Origin of the sequence: Klebsiella sp. G-Nf4, assembly GCF_002810615.1 — a bacterium.
Lineage (GTDB): Bacteria > Pseudomonadota > Gammaproteobacteria > Enterobacterales > Enterobacteriaceae > Klebsiella > Klebsiella variicola.
Genome location: NZ_PION01000007.1, coordinates 20,582 through 41,082, shown reverse-complemented (window position 1 = coordinate 41,082; position 20,501 = coordinate 20,582). Strand labels below are relative to the sequence as shown.

Genomic DNA, 20,501 nt, shown 5'->3' with positions numbered 1-20,501 from the left:
CGAGCTGATTATGAACACACTCCGCTATTTTGATTTTGGCGCTTCCCGCTCCTTGCTGCTGCTCATCGCCCGCATCGCCGTGGTGGTCCTGTTTATTCTTTTTGGTTATCCGAAACTGTTGGGCTTTGGCGGCACGGTGCAGTATATGGCCGCCTCCGGCGCGCCAATGCCGACGCTGGCGGCGATTATCGCTGTGATTATGGAGGTCCCTGCGGCGATCTTAATTGTGCTGGGCTTTTTCACCCGCCCGCTGGCGGTCATCTTTATTTTTTATACGCTGGGTACGGCGGTGATTGGCCATCATTACTGGGATATGACCGGTGATTCGGTATTGCCGAACATGATTAATTTCTGGAAAAACGTCAGTATTGCCGGCGCTTTTCTGCTGCTGGCGATTACCGGCCCCGGCGCGATTTCACTCGACCGCCGCTAATCGGCAGACACAAAAAAGGCCGCAATCGCGGCCTTTTTTATTGCAACGTTAACGCTTACGCATAAACCGGGAAACGTGCGCAGATATCCAGCACTTTGCCTTTCACACGTTCAATGACGGCTTCGTCATTGATATTGTCCAGCACGTCACACATCCAGCCAGCCAGCTCTTTGACTTCCGCTTCTTTAAAGCCGCGGCGAGTCACAGCCGGAGAACCGATACGGATACCGGAAGTCACGAACGGGCTCTTCGGATCGTTCGGCACGCTGTTTTTGTTCACGGTGATGTTGGCGCGGCCCAGGGCGGCGTCAGCTTCTTTACCGGTCAGGTTTTTATCCACCAGGTCCAGCAGGAACAGGTGGTTATCAGTTCCGCCAGAAACCACTTTGTAACCGCGGCTCAGGAACACTTCCACCATCGCTTTCGCGTTTTTCGCAACCTGCTGCTGGTAAACTTTGAACTCTGGCTCCATCGCTTCTTTCAGCGCCACCGCTTTCGCCGCGATAACGTGCATCAGCGGGCCGCCCTGCGCGCTTGGGAACACGGCAGAGTTCAGTTTTTTGTACAGCTCTTCGCTACCGCCTTTCGCCAGAATCAGGCCGCCGCGCGGACCCGCCAGGGTTTTGTGGGTGGTGGTGGTCACAACGTGAGCATGCGGAACCGGGTTCGGATACACACCCGCGGCAATCAGGCCAGCCACGTGCGCCATATCGACGAACAGGTAGGCGCCGATGCTGTCGGCGATTTCACGCATTTTTGCCCAGTCAACGATACCGGAGTAAGCCGAGAAACCACCGATGATCATCTTCGGTTTGTGTTCCTGAGCCTGCTTCGCCATGTCGTCATAGTCAATTTTACCGGACTCATCAATACCGTAAGGGATGATGTTGTACAGTTTGCCGGAGAAGTTAACCGGGGAGCCGTGAGTCAGGTGGCCGCCTTGCGCCAGGTTCATACCGAGCACGGTATCACCCGGCTGCAGCAGCGCGGTGTAGACCGCAAAGTTAGCCTGAGAGCCGGAGTGCGGCTGGACGTTAGCATAGTCAGCGCCGAACAGTTCTTTCGCGCGGTCGATAGCCAGTTGCTCAACCACGTCGACATATTCACAGCCGCCGTAGTAACGCTTGCCCGGATACCCTTCAGCATATTTGTTGGTCAGCTGAGAGCCCTGCGCCTGCATGACGCGCGGACTGGTGTAGTTTTCGGAGGCGATCAGTTCGATGTGCTCTTCCTGACGTACTTTTTCCTGCTCCATAGCCTGCCACAGTTCGGCATCATAATCGGCAATGTTCATTTCACGCTTTAACATCCGCATCTCCTGACTCAGCTAACAATAAAATTTCGGCCTAAAAAGGCGGTCCGATTGGACAACGGCCCACAGTATAACCTAATCATTCTGTGATAACAGGTCTTGACAAAGGATTTTACGCAAACGATTGGCTCCGCATGATACAAGGCTTTGAGCAATAACGTCTCTCTCATTATCAACGGATTTCTTTTCAGGTTTGTGATGCAAATTCTTCATGTTGTAACGGCATCGGGGCTAAGTGTTAAAGAACCATTTACATAGCAGGGTTATTTCTATAAGATGCATTTAAAATGCATCAATAAGATAACACACAAGGAAGCACGCTATGCTCGACGCTCAAACCATCGCCACGGTCAAAGCCACCATCCCCCTGCTGGTAGAGACCGGCCCAAAGCTCACCGCCCATTTCTACGATCGTATGTTTGCGCATAATCCGGAGCTCAAAGAGATCTTCAACATGAGCAACCAGCGCAACGGCGATCAGCGCGAAGCGTTATTCAACGCCATTGCCGCCTACGCCAGCAATATCGATAACCTGCCTGCCCTGCTGCCGGCGGTGGAAAAAATCGCCCAGAAACACACCAGCTTCCAGATCAAACCGGAGCAGTACAACATCGTTGGCAGCCATCTGCTGGCGACCCTCGATGAAATGTTCAGCCCGGGTCAGGAAGTGCTTGATGCCTGGGGGAAAGCTTACGGCGTGCTGGCGAACGTCTTTATCTGCCGCGAAGCCGAGATTTATCAGCAAAACGCCAGTAAAACCGGCGGTTGGGAAGGGACCCGCGCGTTCCGCATCGTGAAGAAAACCCCGCGTAGCCAGCTCATCACCAGCTTTGAACTGGCGCCGGTCGACGGCCAGCCGGTCGCCGATTACCAGCCGGGGCAGTACCTGGCCATCTGGCTGAAACCGGAAGGCTTCGACTATCAGGAAATTCGTCAATACTCTTTAACCCGCAAAGCAGACGGCAAAGGCTACCGCATCGCGGTAAAACGTGAGGACGGCGGTCAGGTTTCCAGCTGGCTGCATAACCATGCCAGCGAAGGCGATGTGGTCTATTTAGCCGCGCCGGCGGGGGACTTCTTCCTTAACGTTGAACTGCAGACACCGGTCACCCTGCTCTCCGGCGGCGTCGGGCAAACGCCGATGCTGGCGATGCTGGATTCGCTGGCGAAGAGCGGTCATCAGGGTCAGGTGAACTGGTTCCATGCGGCAGAAAATGGCGACGTTCACGCCTTTGCCGATGAAGTGAGTGCGCTTGGCGCGGCGCTGCCGGCGTTTACCTCTCACGTGTGGTATCGCAACCCGAGCGAAGCCGACCGTCAGACTGGACGTTTTGATAGCGAAGGTTTGATGGATTTAGCGGCAGTGGCGGACAATATTCGCGACCCGCAGATGCAGTTCTATCTCTGCGGCCCGGTAGCGTTTATGCAGTTTGCAGCGAAGCAGCTGGTAGAATTAGGGGTCAATAAAGACAACATTCATTACGAATGTTTCGGCCCGCATAAGGTGCTGTAAGCCCCGACGACGCGGGGATTTGTAGGCCGGGTAAGCGCAGCGCCACCCGGCAAGACTGCAGTGAGCGGCGAGAGTTAAATCGCCGCGTCGTCTTCTTCACCGGTACGGATACGAATAACCCGCGCGACGTCGAAGACAAAGATTTTACCGTCGCCGATTTTACCGGTCTGCGCCGTACGGATGATGGTATCGACGCAGGTATCGACGATATCGTCAGTCACCACGATTTCAATTTTCACCTTCGGCAGAAAATCCACCATGTACTCCGCACCGCGGTACAGCTCGGTATGACCCTTCTGGCGGCCAAAGCCCTTCACTTCCGTCACCGTCATCCCGGTGATGCCGACTTCGGCCAGCGCTTCACGCACGTCATCCAGTTTGAAAGGTTTAATAATCGCATCAATCTTTTTCATGGTGTTCCTGTCTTAGTCGCGTAACCGGTTGCTTACCGTATCATAACTTGCGCTATGTTGCGGAGCTACTCTTTAAAGTCGTTGGCGTCGAGCTCATGGCGCGACAGCAGTTTATAGAATTCGGTGCGGTTGCGCCCTGCCATCCGCGCGGCGTGGGTGACATTGCCTTTAGTAATTTGCAGCAGTTTACGCAGGTAGTTCAGCTCAAACTGATTACGCGCCTCCACGAAGGTCGGCAGCGCGGTATTCTCTCCTTCCAGCGCCTGCTCCACCAGCGCGTCGCCGATCACCGGCGACGAGGTCAGGGCCACACACTGCTCGATCACGTTCACCAGCTGGCGCACGTTACCCGGCCACTTGGCGGCCATCAGCCGCTTCATCGCATCGCTGGAAAACGCCCGTACAAACGGCTTATGGCGATCGGCGGACTGGCGCAGCAAATGATTAGCCAGCAGCGGGATATCCTCAGCCCGTTCGGAAAGCGGTGGGATCTTCAGATTCACCACGTTGAGGCGGTAAAACAGATCTTCGCGGAACTCGCCGCGGGCCATCGCCTTCGGCAGGTCTCGGTGGGTGGCGGAGATGATCCGTACGTTGATCTCGATATCACGGTTGCTGCCCAGCGGACGCACCTTACGCTCCTGCAGGACGCGCAGCAGCTTCACCTGCAGCGCAACTGGCATATCGCCGATCTCGTCGAGAAACAGCGTACCGCCCTCAGCGGCCTGGAATAATCCTTCACGGTTACTGACCGCGCCGGTAAAGGCACCCCGCGCATGACCGAAGAGCTCAGACTCGAGCAGTTGTTCCGGCAGCGCGCCGCAGTTGATCGCCACGAACGGCTTATCATGACGCGGGCTGGCGTTATGGATCGCCTGAGCGACGATCTCCTTCCCGGTCCCGCTCTGGCCATTAATCAGCACGCTGACGTCCGATTGCGCCACCATCCCGGCCTGCTCAAGCAGGCGTAGCATCAGCGGGCTGCGGGTCACAATCGCCTGGCGCCAGGTTTCGTCGGTGGCCGGCGAGCGCTGCTCCAGCGCCTCATCAATGGCTTTATACAAGGCATCTTTATCGACCGGCTTGGTCAGGAAGCTGAACACCCCCTGCTGGGTCGCGGCCACGGCGTCGGGAATCGAACCATGGGCGGTGAGAATAATCACCGGCATGCCGGGCATCCCCTTCTGGATCTCGCTGAACAGCTGCAGGCCGTCCATTTCATCCATCCGCAGATCGCTAATCACCAGATCCACTTTCTCACGCCCCAGCACGCGCAGCGCTTCCGGCCCGCTCTCGGCGGTGACCACGCTGTAGCCTTCGCTGATCAGGCGCATGCCCAGCAGCTTCAACAGTCCCGGATCGTCATCCACCAGCAGCAAACGCGCCGGTTTACGGATCGTCATGGATCACCTCCGGCACTTTTTCGCTGCCGAAATTGCCGCCCGGCTTGCGGCTGGAGAGCTGACGCTCAATATCCGTCAGGTTCTCCAGCTTGCGGGTGGTCAGCTCCAGCTGTTCGCGCAGCGCCTGCTCCTGCTGTCGCAGCGTCTCCAGTTCGCTATCGCTGGACTGCTGAAGCTTCGCGTAACGGGCACGCTCTTCCACCAGCTGCAGCTGACGGGTCTGGCCGTCGCGCCAGAGCTGATACAGCGGGCGGACCTGAACGGCGATTTGCGGGCTGAAGGTATCGAGACGCGCCACCAGGTCGCGACGCTCGTCGGGAGTAATTTTGGCATCAGCAAGCAGGATGCCGCGACGGAACGCGTCCTGCCAGCTATCGTCGGTATGGCGTTTCGCCTCCGCCCGCGCCTGCGCCGGTGCGAGGCGATCGGCACAGTCAATGCCCCGCAGCCAGTAGAGGGGATTTTTGTCGCTGGCATCGCTGCTGTGCGCCCAGATGTCCGCGCAGTCTACCGCGACAAAATCGGCCACCTGATGCTGCGCCTGCCCGGAGGCGGCGGTACCTTCCGCCGTATGCGGTGAAAAGCCGGCGGAACACCCCGCCAGCGTCAGACAAGCAATGCCTGAAAGCAGCCATCCGCGAAGGGAACGGCGCCAGGCCAGGAATTGGGACATAGTTCCCCGATATCGATTCATAAGTTGGATTATTCCGGCGCTGAGGGAAGCGTAATGCGAAAACAGACCTGCCCGGCGGGCGCGTCAACTAAGCTGAGCTCCCCTTGCATCTGCCGGACGCAGTCGCGGGCGATACTCAACCCCAGCCCACTGCCCTTAACGGCCCCTTTACGCTGGTGACTCCCCTGGTAAAAAGGCTCGAAAATCATATTCTTTTCCGCGGCCGGGATCGGTTCGCCGCTGTTGGCGACATCAATACGCACCTGCTCTCCGTGCCGGTAGCTGTGGATACGGATGTTACCGGATTCAGCGCCATAGTGCACCGCATTGGAGTAGAGATTATCCATTACGCTTATCAATAGCGCAGGCTCTGCCAGGCAACGCCGCGCCTGCAGCGTCAGTTCAGTATGCATCAGTTTAGCCCGCGCGGGCAGGCTGTGCGCCGCCACGACGTTTTCCACCAGTTCCACCAGGTCCACTTCTTCGCGTGTCACCGGCCCGTCGGCCTGTTTTCGGTTGTAGTCCAGCAACTGTTCAATCAGCTTTTGCAGGTTACGACTACTGCTGTCGAGGATCTCGACGATCTCCTGCTGCTCAGGGGTCAGTGGCCCGGCGACCCGGTCGGCCAACAGCTCGGTACCTTCACGCATACTGGCCAGCGGGGTTTTCAGCTCATGCGACAGATGACGAAGAAATTGATGCCGCTGCGACTCCAGCCACGCCAGGCGTTCGCTGAGCCAGATGATGCGCTTGCCCACCGAGCGCAGCTCGCGCGGGCCGGTAAACAATGCGGCGTCGTCCAGCGACTTCCCTGCCCCCAGCTGATTGATCATTCTTTCTATGCCTTTCACCGGGCCGATAATCATGCGGGTGAAGAGCAGCACCAGCGCCAGGCTCAGCAGAAACAGCACCAACGCCTGCCAGCCGAAAAACTGGCCGCGTTCGGCAATCTCCTGCTGCAGCTGCTGGCCGCGGGAATAGACGACTGCCCGGGTCGCCTGCACCATATCGCTGTTATTGCTGGCGAAAACTTCCAGTCTGGCGGCCGCCTGGGCATCGGGGCCGCTATTTTTACATTGCAACTGCGCCAGATCGCTGACGTCCTGACGCAACGCCTGCCAGAGTTTCTCGTCCGGTAGCACGCCGGCATGGGCATCCAGCATCTGGCTGTAGCGCTGTCGCTGATTCTGATACACCCGCGCCAACGTCGGATCGTCCAGCACGCAGTACTGGCGATAGCTGCGCTCCATCTCCAGCGCGGCATTGATCATCGCCTCGCTGCGTCGGGCATCGACCAGCGTAGTGCGGTTGATATGCGCCGCCTGGGCGCTAAGGGCATTCAGGCTCTGCCAGGCCTGCCATGCCAGCACCAGTAACGGCAGCAGGATCAGCACAAAGGAGAGCGTCACCAGCTGACGCAGCGAACGGGGAAAAAGAGAGAGTCGCTTCAAGGATGTTGTCTCAATCATTAGCTCTGGTCGATGCTAACTGAGGAGCGCGCCAGAGAAAAGGGCTACCGCTGACTGCTGCGCCGCAGAAACAACAAAGCCAGGCGCAAGGCCTGGCTTTGTTCAGGAATGAGGCGGTGCCTTACTCGACGTTTCGCCCGATGTCTGATAAAGCCAGGCTATTATCAGGAGTTGGACGGCAGGCACCTGTTTGTGCGTCATTCGAAGTTTATGTAGCGCGTCCCGAAGGGGCTGACATAAGAAGGTGAATGAGCCACTGGTTAATATTATGCATGAACTATGCCATCTTTCAAAACATTTTATTAACACACTGATATTTATGATATTAGTTCAATATCATCACCCAATCAGAGCTGTGCGCTTTTTATTCACACTGTCGCCAATTGACGACGCTAAATAAGCGCTTAATCACTCATCAATTAAATCAATAACTTAAATGTCTCCTATTAGAGACACCATAACATAGCGGTTGTCGGCAATTCCCGACACCCTGGCGTGCCGGCCATCACAGATAAAAAAAGCCCCCTGCCTGAGCAGGGGGCCGATACGTCCGCGTGACACGCTGCGGGGAGATTAACCCAGCTGTTTACGCGCGTTACGGAAGATACGCATCCACGGGCTGTCCTCGCCCCAGTTCTCCGGGTGCCAGGAGTTGCTTACGGTGCGGAAGACGCGTTCCGGGTGCGGCATCATGATGGTCGCGCGCCCGCTTTCGCTGGTCACCGCGGTGATACCGTTCGGGGAACCGTTCGGGTTCGCCGGATAGGTTTCGGTCACTTTGCCGAAATTATCCACGAAGCGCAACGCCACCAGACCTTTGCTCTCCAGCTGGGCCAGATGCGCGCTGTCGCGCACTTCCACCTGACCTTCGCCGTGGGAGACCGCAATCGGCATCCGCGAGCCAACCATGCCTTCCAGCAGCAGGGATGGGCTTTGCGTCACTTCCACCAGGCTAAAGCGCGCTTCGAAGCGGTCAGACTGGTTACGCACAAAGCGCGGCCAGAGGTCGCTGCCCGGGATCAGTTCACGCAGGTTGGACATCATCTGACAGCCGTTGCACACGCCGAGCGCCAGGGTCTGCGGACGGTGGAAGAACGTCGCGAACTCATCGCGCACGCGCTCGTTGAACAGAATCGACTTCGCCCAGCCTTCACCCGCGCCCAGCACGTCGCCGTAGGAGAAGCCGCCGCAGGCCACCAGGGCATGGAAATCCCCCAGACCGGTGCGGCCCGCCAGCAGGTCGCTCATATGCACGTCGATGGCGTCAAAGCCGGCGCGATGGAAGGCTGCCGCCATTTCAACGTGAGAGTTCACCCCCTGCTCGCGCAGGACGGCCACTTTCGGACGCGCGCCGGTGGCAATGTACGGCGCAGCAATGTCGTCATTAATCTCAAACGAGAGCTTCACATTGAGGCCCGGATCGGCGTCATTGGCTTTCGCCTCGTGCTCCTGATCGGCGCAGGCCGGGTTGTCGCGCAGACGCTGCATCTGCCATGTGGTTTCCGCCCACCACATGCGCAGCGTGGTACGGCTTTCGCTAAACACCGTCTGACCGTTGGCAGTCAGCACAAAGCGATCGCCCTCAACCGCTTTACCGAGGTAATGCACGCAGTCTGCCAGACCGTTAACCGCCAGAATGGCTTCCACCGCCTCACGGTCTGCGGCACGTACCTGGATCACCGCCCCCAGCTCTTCGTTGAACAGCGCGGCCAGACGGTCGTCGCCCAGCGCGGCGATATCTGCTTCCAGGCCACAGTGGCCGGTAAAGGCCATTTCCGCCAGGGTCACCAGCAGGCCGCCATCGGAGCGGTCGTGGTAGGCCAGCAGTTTACGCTGCGCCACCAGGGCCTGCATCGCATCCCAGAAGCCTTTCAGCTGAGCAACATCACGCACGTCAGCTGGCTTGTCGCCGAGCTGGCGATAGACCTGCGCCAGGGCCGTCGCGCCCAGCGCGTTGTGGCCTTTACCGAGATCGATCAGCAGCAGAGCGTTATCTTCTGTAGAAAGCTGCGGCGTGACGGTATGACGAACATCTTCGACACGGGCAAAGGCGGAGATCACCAGCGACAGCGGGGAGGTCATCTCGCGCTGCTCGCTGCCTTCCTGCCAGCGGGTTTTCATCGACATCGAGTCTTTGCCGACTGGAATGGTCAGGCCCAGCGCCGGACACAGCTCTTCGCCGACCGCTTTCACTGCCTCATACAGGCCAGCGTCTTCGCCCGGGTGGCCAGCGGCGGCCATCCAGTTAGCCGACAGCTTCACGCGGTTCAGCTCGCCAATCTGCGTGGCGGCGATGTTGGTCAGCGCTTCACCGACGGCCAGACGGCCAGAGGCCGCGAAGTCCAGCAGGGCAACCGGGGCGCGCTCGCCCATCGCCATCGCTTCACCGTAGTAGCTGTCGAGGCTGGCGGTGGTTACCGCGCAGTTGGCCACCGGGATCTGCCACGGGCCGACCATCTGGTCGCGGGCGACCATGCCGGTCACCGTACGGTCGCCGATGGTCACGAGGAAGGTTTTCTCGGCCACCGTCGGCAGATGCAGAACGCGATTTACCGCATCGGCAAGGGTAATCGGTTGGCGATCCAGCGCGCTGCCCTGAGCTTTCAGGGTCTGCACGTCGCGGGTCATTTTCGGCGTTTTGCCGAGCAGGACGTCCAGCGGCAGGTCGATCGGCTGATCGTTAAAGTGGCTGTCGCTCAGGCTCAGGTGCTGCTCAGCGGTAGCTTCGCCGATAACGGCATAAGGCGCGCGTTCGCGGCGGCACAGTTCGTCGAACAGCGGCAGTTGCTCCGGCGCGACCGCCAGGACATAACGTTCCTGCGATTCGTTACACCAGATCTCCAGCGGGCTCATCCCTGGCTCATCGCTGAGAATATCGCGCAGCTGGAATTTACCGCCGCGGCCGCCGTCGCTCACCAGCTCCGGCATGGCGTTGGAGAGACCGCCCGCGCCAACATCGTGGATAAAGAGGATCGGGTTGGCGTCGCCCAGCTGCCAGCAGCGGTCGATCACTTCCTGACAGCGGCGTTCCATTTCCGGGTTGTCACGCTGTACGGAGGCGAAATCGAGGTCGGCATCGGACTGGCCGGAGGCCATAGAAGACGCCGCGCCGCCGCCGAGGCCGATGTTCATCGCCGGGCCGCCCAGCACGATCAGCTTCGCCCCGACGGTAATCTCGCCCTTCTGCACATGCTCGCCGCGGATGTTGCCGATACCGCCGGCCAGCATGATCGGTTTGTGGTAGCCGCGCAGCTCTTCGCCATTGTGGCTGGTGACTTTCTCTTCATAGGTGCGGAAGTAGCCGTTCAGCGCCGGACGACCAAACTCGTTGTTAAACGCCGCGCCGCCCAGCGGGCCTTCGGTCATGATGTCCAGGGCCGTGACAATGCGGTCCGGTTTACCGAAATCTTCTTCCCACGGCTGCTCGAAGCCCGGAATACGCAGGTTGGAAACCGAGAAACCCACCAGGCCCGCTTTCGGCTTCGCGCCGCGGCCGGTGGCGCCTTCATCACGGATTTCGCCGCCGGAGCCGGTTGCCGCGCCCGGCCATGGAGAGATGGCCGTCGGGTGGTTATGGGTTTCCACCTTCATCAGAATGTGCGCCGGCTCCTGATGGAAGTCGTAGCGCCCGGTCTGGTGGTCGGCAAAATAGCGCCCCACTTCAGACCCTTCCATCACTGCGGCATTGTCTTTATAGGCCGACAGGACGTAGTCCGGCGTTTTTTCGAAGGTGTTTTTGATCATTTTGAACAGCGACTTCGGCTGCTGTTCGCCGTCGATGATCCAGTCGGCGTTGAAAATCTTGTGGCGGCAATGCTCAGAGTTCGCCTGGGCGAACATATACAGCTCAATATCGTTCGGATTGCGGCCCAGACGGGTAAACGCATCCTGCAGGTAGTCAATTTCGTCATCTGCCAGCGCCAGCCCCAGACGGAGGTTGGCGTCAATCAGCGCCTGGCGGCCCTCGCCCAGCAGGTCAACGCTGGTGACCGGCGTCGGCTGATGGTGGGCAAACAGCGTCTCGCCCGCTTCCAGGGCGTCGAAGACGCTCTCCATCATGCGGTCGTGCAGTTCCGCCGCCACGGCGGTCCACTGTGCTTCGGTCAGGGTTGAGGCTTCAACGTAATACGCCACGCCGCGCTCCAGGCGCACGACCTGAGTCAGACCGCAGTTGTGAGCGATATCGGTAGCTTTAGAAGACCAGGGAGAGATGGTGCCAGGGCGAGGGGTCACGAGCAGTAATTTACCGGTCGGGGTATGGCTATTTAAGCTCGGGCCATACTGAAGCAGTCGCGCCAGGCGCTCGCGATCGTCAGCGCTCAGCGGAGCGTTCAGATCGGCAAAATGAATATACTCGGCATATATGGCGCTTACCGGAAGGTTGGCCGCCTGAAATCGTGCCAGCAGTTTATTGATACGGAATGCCGACAGTGCAGGTGAACCACGCAAAATTTCCATCATAAGTCTCTCGTCTTCGAAGCTTTCAGGGTGAGCCAGGGGGGGAAACGGGCGTCATTATAGTGAATCCTGCGCCCCGACGAAACCGTTTGCGTAGAAATAAAATGATTCATCAGCTTTATCAATAAATGTGACGACCATCGCGAATAAGTTGCCAACTGGCGCATTCTTAAGCAGAATGCCGCTCATTCAACGACAACCTTGCGTTTTTTCCGGACATCGCCTGCTGAGGAACTTGAAGCTGCAGAAGATTAACGCTCTGAAAAAATTAAAGATTAATTATCTGCTGATCGGCATTGTCACCCTTTTGCTGGCGGCGGCCCTGTGGCCGTCAATCCCCTGGTCCGGCAAACCCGAGAACCGGGTGGCGGGCATTATCGCTCGCGGCGAGCTGCGCATCAGCACCATCAACTCGCCGATGACCTTCGCCACCATGAACAATAAAACGTTCGGTCTGGATTATGAACTGGCGAAACAGTTTGCTGACTACCTGGGCGTAACGCTTAAGGTAACCGTCCGGCAGAACATCAGCCAGCTGTTTGACGACCTCGACGACGGTCAGGCCGATATGCTGGCCGCCGGTCTGGTCTATAACCAGGAGCGGGTGAAAAACTACCAGGCCGGCCCCACCTACTATTCTGTTTCCCAACAGCTGGTCTATCGTGTCGGTAATATCCGGCCACGCACTCTCGCGTCGCTGACCGCCGAGCAGCTCACCATCGCTCCGGGTCACGTGGCGATCAACGACCTGCAGGCCTTAAAAGCGGAGAAATACCCGGATCTTGCCTGGCGTGTGGACGAGAAGCGCGGTACCACGGCCCTGATGCAGGCGGTGATTGACGGCAAACTCGATTACACCGTCGCCGACTCGGTGGCCGTCAGCCTGTTTCAGCGCGTCCATCCGGAGCTGGCGGTAGCCCTGGATATCACCGACGAACAGCCGGTCACCTGGTTTAGCGCCCGGGGCGAAGATAATTCGCTGTCGGCGGCGATGCTTGATTTCTTCAATAACATTAATGAAGACGGTACGCTGGCACGCCTGGAGGAAAAATACCTCGGCCACGGCAACGACTTCGATTACGTCGACACCCGCACCTTCCTCCGTGCAGTGGAGAATATTCTACCGGACGTGCAGCCGCTGTTTGAAAAGTACGCCCGCGAGATTGACTGGCGCCTGTTGGCCGCGATCGCCTGGCAGGAATCCCACTGGGATCCGCAGGCCACCTCCCCCACCGGCGTGCGCGGCATGATGATGCTGACGCGCAATACCGCGCAAAGCCTGGGGCTGACTGACCGGACCGATGCGGCGCAGAGTATCGACGGCGGCATGCGCTATCTGCAGGATATGATGGATAAAGTGCCGGATTCGATCCCGAAAGACGAACGCATCTGGTTTGCGCTGGCTGCTTACAATATGGGCTATGCCCATATGCTGGACGCCATGGCGCTCACCCGCAAACAAAAAGGCAATCCCAACAGCTGGGCAGACGTTAAGCTGCGTTTACCCCTGCTGAGCCAGAAGCCTTATTACAGCAAACTTAAATACGGCTATGCGCGCGGCCATGAGGCCTACGCCTATGTGGAAAACATCCGCAAATATCAGATAAGCCTTGTCGGCTATTTGTCAGAGAAGGAGCGCCAGCAACAGCAAACGCTGGCCCTGGCGGAGGATTACCCGGCCGTGCTGCCGAATGAACTCGAACAGCCGCAGGAGACCACCCTGCCCTTTTTCAAGTTTCGCGCCGATAAGCAGATGGATAATGCCCGGTTAAAACTCCCCGGCCACCTGTATTAACTTTCTCCGGTCTGCTCCCGGGCTTTCTTCAGCGCTTTTTTCTCTTCCCGCCGCCAGCGAAAGAAGTCGCTCAGCATGGTAGAGCAGGACTCCGCCAGCACGCCTTCGCTTATTTCAACCCGATGATTCATTCCCGGATGGTGCAGGACATCTATCAGCGAGCCGGCGGCGCCGGTCTTGGCATCGCGGGCGCCAAAGACCAGACGGGCGATGCGGCTGTGCACCATGGCGCCAGCGCACATGACGCAAGGCTCCAGAGTCACGTACAGCGTGGCGTCGATCAGGCGGTAGTTTTGCAGCACCAGCCCGCCCTGGCGTAAAGCCATAATTTCCGCGTGAGCGGTGGGGTCGTGACGGCCGATCGGCCGGTTCCAGCCCTCGCCGATGACCTGGTTGTTATGCACCAGCACCGCGCCCACCGGCACCTCGCCCTCTTCCCAGGCGCGCTTTGCCAGCGTCAGGGCATGACGCATCCAGTATTCATCATTGATTTCGAGGTCAGACACAGCGGCCACTCCAGCAGAAAAAGCGGGGCGCATTATACATGGGCGCTATCAATTACACACTATTACTCCAGCTGCTGGAGCTCTCCCTGAGGCGTTACCCGCCAGCGATGCTGGCAAAAGCCGAGCAAGGGGTTGTCCTGCTCACTGTCGCTATAGCCGCTGTACAGCCGCAGCGGCGCGCCAATCTTTTTCTCCAGTTGTACCACTTTTTCATGCCCCAGGCAGCGCAGGGTCAATACCCAGCCGCCCCTGCGGCGCGCGGTGCGACTGGCAATCAGATTGACCCGTGGCAGCCAGAGGGTATCGCGATAGACCTGCTCCACCAGCGACTGCGGCGAGCCGGTGATCAACCAGACGTCGGCATCGGTGCTGGTCAGGTACGCCGTGAGCCGCGCATGAACCACCGGAAACGCCGTCACATGATGGCGAAACCAGCCGACAAATTCCGCTTCCAGTCGCTTCAGTACCGCCTCACGACGGCCAAAGGTTGATGCCCACAACAGGAGACTCATCGGCCAGCGCGCCGCCCGCCCACAAACCGCCAGACCGACAAGGATCACTGGCACCATCGGCACCACCAGCAGCAGGTTTAGCGGCAGATTACGCAACAGGTAGCGCAGGAAACTGCCGAACATATCCTGCTGATGCAAGGTTCCATCCAGATCGAAAAACACCACTTTCCGTTCATTGTGCTGCAAACTGCCTCCTTATGTCAGGACTCGCTTCTCGTTAGGTTAAGCTTAACAGCCTTACGCCGCGAAGAGGGAAAACATCCCCTGCCGTTAAGGAAGAATTAAAGTAGCAGGCTAAGGAAAAATTGTGGCTCAAGAATTTTTAATTCGTGGTATACCCCTTATAATCGAATAAAAATTCTGTCAGTCACGAGCCGGACGGCTCCAGCGGAGCTCCAATGAACTGTTTAACGCGTATTCGTCAGCGCTATCCCACCCTGGCGGCGAGCGACAAAAAGTTGGCCGATTATATTCTGAGCCAGCCCGATGAGACCCGGCACCTCAGCTCGCAGCAGCTGGCGGCGGAAGCCGGTGTGAGTCAGTCCAGCGTGGTTAAATTTGCCCAGAAGCTGGGATTCAAAGGCTTTCCGGCACTGAAGCTGGCCCTCAGTGAGGCGCTGGCGAGCAGCCCGGATCCGCACTCCGTCCCGGTGCATAACCACATTCGCGGTGACGACCCGCTGCGACTGGTGGGCGAGAAACTGATTAAAGACAATGTCGCCGCCATGCATGCTTCACTGGACGTCAACACCGAAGAGACGTTACGGGAAGCGGTCACGCTCCTGCGAAACGCCCGGCGGGTGATCGTCACCGGCATCGGCGCATCCGGTCTGGTGGCGCGTAACTTTAGCTGGAAGCTGATGAAGATCGGCATCAACGCTGTTTCTGAGCAGGATATGCACGCCCTGCTGGCGACAGTGCAGGCCATGTCCAGCGACGATCTGCTGCTGGCGATCTCTTACTCCGGCGAGCGCCGGGAGATCAATATGGCGGCAGGCGAAGCGCTGCGTGTGGGCTGCAAGATCCTGGCGATCACCGGCTTTAGCCCTAACGCCCTGCAGCAGCAGGCAACCCACTGCCTGTATACCATTGCCGAAGAACAGGCGACGCGCAGCGCGGCCATCTCTTCCACCAGCGCGCAAATGATGCTCACCGACCTGCTATTTATGGGGCTGGTGCAGCAGGATCTGGAGCGGGCGCCGGAGCGCATTCGCCATAGCGAAGCGCTGGTGAAAAAGCTGGTCTGAGCAGAAAATGGGCGTCAGAAAATACTGCCACGCCCATTATGAGTATCAAAAATCTAAATTGCTTTAAGGTGATTGATAATAAAAGGATTGAGCTGTAATAAAAGCAGCAATTTTCTCGGGGCGCCGGTTGGCTCGCGCCGTTTAGTTTCCCAGCTTTTAACTAAGTCATAGCTAACGCCTACGGCGAGAGCAAAATCCTGCTGTTTTAAGCCGGTAGCCTCGCGAATCGCTTTCACATCAATCGGGCTAAAAGTGTGAACATACTGCGGCTCTGGCGTTTGCTCACCTTTTTCAATTCTTACCATTTCTTCTGCACTGGCCAGCAGATCGGCAAATAACTCGTCTTTCATCTGTACCTCATCGCCCTCGTGGACACCACAACTGGCACCGTTGCCTTGTGGGAGTGACAGAACCTCAGCGGGATACCAGCATAGCGGATAACTGCTTCAGCATCTTCTTTTGTTCTTCCGTTAAATCATCCAGCTCATTTTTGGGATAGACCAATGCCAGATAAATTCGCCCTTTACGCGTCACATTGTAATAAATAATTCTCACCCCGCCACGCTTGCCCATCCCCGGTCGGTTCCAGCGAATTTTTCGAAATCCCCCAGTCCCTACGATGGTATCGCCAGCCTCAGGATCCTCAATCAACATCTCCTGAAAAACGCGAAACTCGTCATCCGGTAGAAGCGCCTGACGCCGTTTACTGAAACCCTGCAGCTCAATAAAAGTGTACATACCGCATCCTGCGTATGATGATTATAAAATCATCATAAGTGTACCGAGTACAACAATCAAGCTGATAAATGTACCCGGTACATCTTTAGTCCAGCGGGATTGTTGAGTATGAGCCATAGCGAAGCGCTGGTGAAAAAGCTGGTCTGAGCAGAAAATGGGCGTATAATGCCCGCCCTGTTTGTATTGTTTCTGAGACTTTCCTGATGGCGCTGTTAATTACCAAAAAATGCATCAACTGCGATATGTGCGAACCGGAGTGCCCGAATGAGGCCATTTCGATGGGTGATAGCATTTATGAAATTAACAGCGACCGCTGCACCGAGTGCGTGGGTCATTACGACACGCCAACCTGCCAGAAAGTGTGCCCGATCCCGAATACGATCCTGAAAGATCCGGCACACATCGAGAGTGAAGAACAGCTGTGGGACAAATTCGTGCTGATGCACCACGCGGATAAAATTTAACCGCCCCCTGGCTAGCTTTCGACAATCACCGTGGCGCAGGCGTAGTGGCGTTCATCGGCGAGAGTAACGTGAATAGCCCTTACCCCCATTCGTTCAGCCAAAAGGTTTGCTTCACCCCATAGCCGCAGCTTTGGCTTGCCCAGCTCGTCGTTGTAAACCTCGAACTGATTAAACGCCAGTCCGTTACGGATCCCGGTTCCCAGCGCTTTCGCCGCCGCTTCCTTGACCGCAAAGCGTTTCGCCAGGAAACGCACCGGCTGCTGATGCTGCTCCCAGATGCTCCATTCATGGTCGCTCAGCACCCGGCGGGCAAGGCGATCGCCGCTGCGGGCGATCACCGCTTCGATGCGGGCGATCTCGACGATGTCGGTACCCAGCCCGAGAATGGCCATTAGCCGCGCGCTTCCAGCATCAGACGCTTCATTTCCGCGACCGCTTCTTTCAGGCCACTCATCACTGCGCGACCGATAATCGCATGGCCGATATTCAGCTCATGCATTTCCGGCAGCGCAGCAATCGCTTTCACGTTATGGTAGGTCAGACCGTGGCCAGCATTCACCTTCAGGCCAAGGCTGGCGGCATAGGTGGCCGCTTTGGCAATACGTTCCAGCTCCTTCGCCTGCTCGGCGTCGGTTTTGGCATCGGCATAGCAGCCGGTGTGAATTTCGATATAGGGCGCGCCAACATCCGCCGCCGCTTTGATCTGCTCGTTATCCGCATCGATAAACAGAGAGACCAGGATACCGGCATCCGCCAGGCGTTGGCAGGCATCGCGCATCTTGTCGCGCTGCCCGGCCACGTCCAGTCCGCCTTCGGTGGTGACTTCCTGACGTTTCTCCGGCACCAGGCAGCAGAAGTGCGGTTTGGTTTCGCAGGCGATCGTCAGCATCTCTTCGGTGACCGCCATTTCAAGATTCATCCGGGTGTGCAGCGTCTGGCGCAGGATACGCACATCGCGATCGGTAATATGGCGGCGGTCTTCACGCAGATGCACGGTGATGCCGTCGGCGCCGGCCTGCTCGGCAATGAAAGCTGCCTGAACCGGATCCGGATAGGCGGTGCCGCGCGCGTTACGCAAGGTCGCGATATGGTCAATATTGACCCCTAACAGTAATTCAGCCATGACAATCCTCGTTAATCATTATTCGTATTAGCCGCCCGCACCTTTCGCGCGGGCATAAACTGGCGAAACAATTCCCGGCTCTTGAGCGGTTTGCCGCCGAGATAGGGCTTCAGGGCGATACGGGTAAAGCGCTTCGCGGCGCGCAGCGTATCAACATCCGGAAACTCGCGACTCGCCAACGCTTTCAAATGGTGCCCGGTAAACGTGTTGTTATCAATCACCAGGCTGGCAATAAAGCCCTTTTCTTCGCGATAGCGGTAGGTCATGGCGTCGTCCACCGGCTCACCACTGCCCGCGCAGTGAAGAAAATCCACGCCATAGCCCAGGTGCCCGAGCAGCGCCAGCTCAAAACGCCGCAGCGCGGGCTCCGGCGAGCCGCTGGTTCCGGCAAGCGCCTGAATGCAGTGCAGATAGTCAAAAAAGAGTTCGGAGAAGCGAGTTTCGTGCTCCAGCACGCGGGAGATAAGCTCGTTAACGTAGAGGCCGCTGTAAAGGGTGATACCACTGAGCGGCAGCGCCAGCGAGACGGCTTCCGCGCTGCGCAGGGTTTTGACCTCGCCGCGGCCGCCGAAGCGAACCAGTAAGGGGGTAAAGGGCTGTAAAGCGCCTTTGAGATTAGAGCGTTTGGAGCGTGCGCCTTTGGCCACCAGGCGCACACGACCCGATTCTTCCGTGAAGACGTCCAGCATCAGGCTGGTTTCGCTCCACGGTCGGCTATGCAGGACAAAGGCGCGCTGCCATCCATCCACGTTGCGTTAACTCAGAGGTCGTCAACGTAACCGAGACTGCGCAGGGCGCGCTCGTCATCGGCCCAGCCGGATTTCACTTTGACCCACAGCTCGAGGTGTACCGGTGCTTCAAACATGTCCTGCATGTCCTTACGCGCTTCGATACCGATGGTTTTAATTTTGGCACCTTTGTTGCCAATCACCATCTTCTTCTGCCCTTCGCGCTCGACGAGGATCAGGCCGTTGATATCGTAGCCGCCGCGCTCGTTGGTCACGAAACGTTCGATTTCCACGGTCACGGAGTACGGCAGTTCAGCGCCAAGGAAACGCATCAGTTTTTCACGGATGATTTCAGAGGCCATAAAGCGCTGTGAACGGTCAGTAATATAATCTTCCGGGAAGTGATGGATCGCTTCCGGCAGATGCTTACGCACGATCGCCGCGATGGTATCGACATTGGTGCCGGTTTCCGCAGAGATCGGCACAATGTCGAGGAAGTTCATCTGGCTGGCGAGGAACTGCAGGTGCGGCAATAGCTCCGCTTTGTCCTGCACGTTATCCACCTTATTGACCGCGAGGATCACTGGCGCTTTCGCGTCACGCAGCTTGTTGAGCACCATCTCGTCGTCTTGCGTCCAGCGAGTGCCTTCCACCACGAAAATGACCAGTTCAACATCGCCAATTGAGCTGCTGGCCGCTTTGTTCATTAAGCGGTTAATGGCACGCTTCTCTTCCATATGCAGGCCCGGGGTATCGACGTAAATCGCCTGATACGGCCCTTCGGTATGGATACCGACGATGCGGTGACGCGTCGTTTGCGCTTTTCGGGAAGTGATCGAAATCTTCTGCCCAAGCAGCTTATTCAACAGCGTGGATTTGCCAACGTTTGGACGACCAACGATGGCGACAAATCCGCAATAACTTTTTTCTTCGCTCATTCCAGCTCCAGTTTTTTCAGCGCCTGTTCGGCGGCAGCCTGCTCCGCCTTGCGACGGCTGGAACCTGTGCCAACCACCGGTTCACTCAGGCCACTGACCTGGCAGTGGATAGTAAATTCCTGATCGTGCGCTTCGCCACGCACCTGGACCACCAGGTAGGACGGCAGCGGCAGATGACGTCCCTGCAGATACTCCTGCAGACGCGTCTTCGGATCCTTTTGCTTATCGCCCGGACTGATTTCGTCCAGACGGGTCTGGTACCAGGAGAGGATTAAGCGTTCAACGTTCTGAATATCGCTGTCGAGGAAAACCCCGCCAATTAACGCTTCAACGGTGTCAGCGAGAATGGATTCGCGACGGAAACCGCCGCTTTTCAGTTCGCCCGGCCCGAGGCGCAGACACTCGCCCAGTTCAAACTCGCGAGCGATCTCCGCCAGCGTGTTGCCACGCACCAGCGTCGCGCGCATGCGGCTCATATCGCCTTCGTCTACGCGAGGAAAACGATGATAGAGCGCATTCGCGATCACAAAACTTAAAATGGAGTCACCTAAAAACTCCAGGCGCTCATTATGTTTGCTGCTGGCACTGCGGTGAGTTAATGCCTGTTGCAACAGCTCCTGATGATGAAAAGTGTAGCCCAGCTTTCGTTGAAGCCGATTAATTACGATGGGGTTCATGCGTTACCAATAAATGAATGCGTCAAAGATGCAGCACACGAAACCGACCTGAGCATACGCTTCATACAGCAAGTTGAAACAGTCCAATACGCTTTCGTG

At 57.7% G+C, this 20,501-nt stretch carries 20 protein-coding genes; 5 read left to right on the top strand and 15 right to left on the bottom strand.

Translation table 11 applies throughout. The features are described 5' to 3' along the window. The first annotated feature begins 10 nt into the window (after nt 1-10). Complete coding sequence (locus CWM57_RS15280; RefSeq protein ID WP_100676041.1) at nt 11-433, top strand: DoxX family protein; 423 nt, start codon at nt 11-13, stop codon at nt 431-433. A gap of 55 nt (nt 434-488) precedes the next feature. On the opposite strand, the gene glyA is transcribed toward CWM57_RS15280, so the two are convergent. Beyond that, nucleotides 489-1,742, bottom strand: coding sequence for a serine hydroxymethyltransferase (glyA, locus tag CWM57_RS15275; RefSeq protein WP_100676040.1), 1,254 nt, complete (start codon nt 1,740-1,742; stop codon nt 489-491). Nucleotides 1,743-2,067: 325 nt separating this feature from the next. On the opposite strand from glyA, the gene hmpA reads away from it, so the two are divergent. After that, a complete protein-coding gene (gene hmpA, locus CWM57_RS15270) occupies nt 2,068-3,258 on the top strand; it encodes an NO-inducible flavohemoprotein (protein ID WP_100676039.1) in 1,191 nt (396 codons plus the stop codon). A 74-nt stretch (nt 3,259-3,332) separates the two neighbouring features. On the opposite strand, the gene glnB is transcribed toward hmpA, so the two are convergent. The 5 genes from glnB to purL form a co-directional block, all read right to left on the bottom strand. Continuing rightward, entirely contained in the window at nt 3,333-3,671 is a 339-nt protein-coding gene (gene glnB / locus CWM57_RS15265; RefSeq protein WP_002914032.1) for a nitrogen regulatory protein P-II, read from the bottom strand. Nucleotides 3,672-3,736: 65 nt separating this feature from the next. Then, nucleotides 3,737-5,074 carry a two-component system response regulator GlrR gene (gene glrR, locus CWM57_RS15260; protein ID WP_100676038.1) on the bottom strand — a complete coding sequence of 446 codons (1,338 nt, stop codon included), beginning with the start codon at nt 5,072-5,074 and terminating at the stop codon, nt 3,737-3,739. Next, nucleotides 5,061-5,747, bottom strand: a complete 687-nt coding sequence (qseG, locus tag CWM57_RS15255) for a two-component system QseEF-associated lipoprotein QseG (protein WP_012540858.1) — start codon at nt 5,745-5,747, stop codon at nt 5,061-5,063. Before qseG ends, glrR begins: the two co-directional genes overlap by 14 nt. A gap of 29 nt (nt 5,748-5,776) precedes the next feature. Continuing rightward, the gene (locus CWM57_RS15250) at nt 5,777-7,198 is read right to left on the bottom strand and encodes a sensor histidine kinase (protein WP_074387847.1); all 1,422 of its coding nucleotides are present in this window, start codon (nt 7,196-7,198) and stop codon (nt 5,777-5,779) included. Nucleotides 7,199-7,789: 591 nt separating this feature from the next. Then, a complete protein-coding gene (gene purL / locus CWM57_RS15240) occupies nt 7,790-11,677 on the bottom strand; it encodes a phosphoribosylformylglycinamidine synthase (protein WP_094955221.1) in 3,888 nt (1,295 codons plus the stop codon). A 175-nt stretch (nt 11,678-11,852) separates the two neighbouring features. Between purL and mltF the strand changes: the two genes are divergently transcribed. Continuing rightward, entirely contained in the window at nt 11,853-13,469 is a 1,617-nt protein-coding gene (mltF, locus tag CWM57_RS15230; RefSeq protein ID WP_074387844.1) for a membrane-bound lytic murein transglycosylase MltF, read from the top strand. Here the strand turns inward: mltF and tadA are convergent. After that, nucleotides 13,466-13,975, bottom strand: a complete 510-nt coding sequence (gene tadA / locus CWM57_RS15225) for a tRNA adenosine(34) deaminase TadA (protein WP_061153647.1) — start codon at nt 13,973-13,975, stop codon at nt 13,466-13,468. The two genes, mltF and tadA, sit on opposite strands and share 4 nt — an antisense overlap. A 62-nt stretch (nt 13,976-14,037) precedes the next feature. Continuing rightward, nucleotides 14,038-14,649 (bottom strand): phosphatidylglycerophosphatase C, encoded by a 612-nt coding sequence (gene yfhb / locus CWM57_RS15220; RefSeq protein WP_218057855.1) that lies wholly within the window; start codon nt 14,647-14,649, stop codon nt 14,038-14,040. A 236-nt stretch (nt 14,650-14,885) separates the two neighbouring features. Between yfhb and CWM57_RS15215 the strand changes: the two genes are divergently transcribed. Continuing rightward, a complete protein-coding gene (locus CWM57_RS15215) occupies nt 14,886-15,734 on the top strand; it encodes a MurR/RpiR family transcriptional regulator (RefSeq protein ID WP_004144349.1) in 849 nt (282 codons plus the stop codon). Nucleotides 15,735-15,787: 53 nt separating this feature from the next. On the opposite strand, the gene nadS is transcribed toward CWM57_RS15215, so the two are convergent. Both nadS and CWM57_RS15205 read right to left on the bottom strand, forming a co-directional pair. Then, nucleotides 15,788-16,084 (bottom strand): NadS family protein, encoded by a 297-nt coding sequence (gene nadS, locus CWM57_RS15210; RefSeq protein ID WP_100631869.1) that lies wholly within the window; start codon nt 16,082-16,084, stop codon nt 15,788-15,790. Nucleotides 16,085-16,148: 64 nt separating this feature from the next. Continuing rightward, entirely contained in the window at nt 16,149-16,472 is a 324-nt protein-coding gene (locus CWM57_RS15205; protein WP_074387840.1) for a type II toxin-antitoxin system RelE/ParE family toxin, read from the bottom strand. 203 nt (nt 16,473-16,675) lie between these two features. On the opposite strand from CWM57_RS15205, the gene CWM57_RS15200 reads away from it, so the two are divergent. Next, complete coding sequence (locus CWM57_RS15200) at nt 16,676-16,936, top strand: YfhL family 4Fe-4S dicluster ferredoxin (protein WP_047373197.1); 261 nt, start codon at nt 16,676-16,678, stop codon at nt 16,934-16,936. An 11-nt stretch (nt 16,937-16,947) separates the two neighbouring features. Here the strand turns inward: CWM57_RS15200 and acpS are convergent, their stop codons facing one another. Genes acpS through rnc form a run of 5 tightly spaced genes read right to left on the bottom strand, consistent with a single transcriptional unit; the run spans nt 16,948 to nt 20,402 of the window. Continuing rightward, nucleotides 16,948-17,328 (bottom strand): holo-ACP synthase, encoded by a 381-nt coding sequence (gene acpS / locus CWM57_RS15195; RefSeq protein ID WP_100676037.1) that lies wholly within the window; start codon nt 17,326-17,328, stop codon nt 16,948-16,950. Then, entirely contained in the window at nt 17,328-18,059 is a 732-nt protein-coding gene (pdxJ, locus tag CWM57_RS15190) for a pyridoxine 5'-phosphate synthase (protein WP_074387839.1), read from the bottom strand. Before pdxJ ends, acpS begins: the two co-directional genes overlap by 1 nt. A gap of 11 nt (nt 18,060-18,070) precedes the next feature. Then, nucleotides 18,071-18,808 carry a DNA repair protein RecO gene (recO, locus tag CWM57_RS15185; protein ID WP_074387838.1) on the bottom strand — a complete coding sequence of 246 codons (738 nt, stop codon included), beginning with the start codon at nt 18,806-18,808 and terminating at the stop codon, nt 18,071-18,073. Between the two features lie 11 nt (nt 18,809-18,819). After that, the gene (gene era, locus CWM57_RS15180; protein ID WP_008803768.1) at nt 18,820-19,725 is read right to left on the bottom strand and encodes a GTPase Era; all 906 of its coding nucleotides are present in this window, start codon (nt 19,723-19,725) and stop codon (nt 18,820-18,822) included. Then, nucleotides 19,722-20,402, bottom strand: coding sequence for a ribonuclease III (gene rnc, locus CWM57_RS15175; protein ID WP_002914065.1), 681 nt, complete (start codon nt 20,400-20,402; stop codon nt 19,722-19,724). The genes era and rnc overlap by 4 nt, the downstream gene beginning before the upstream one ends. Between the last annotated feature and the right edge of the window lie 99 nt (nt 20,403-20,501).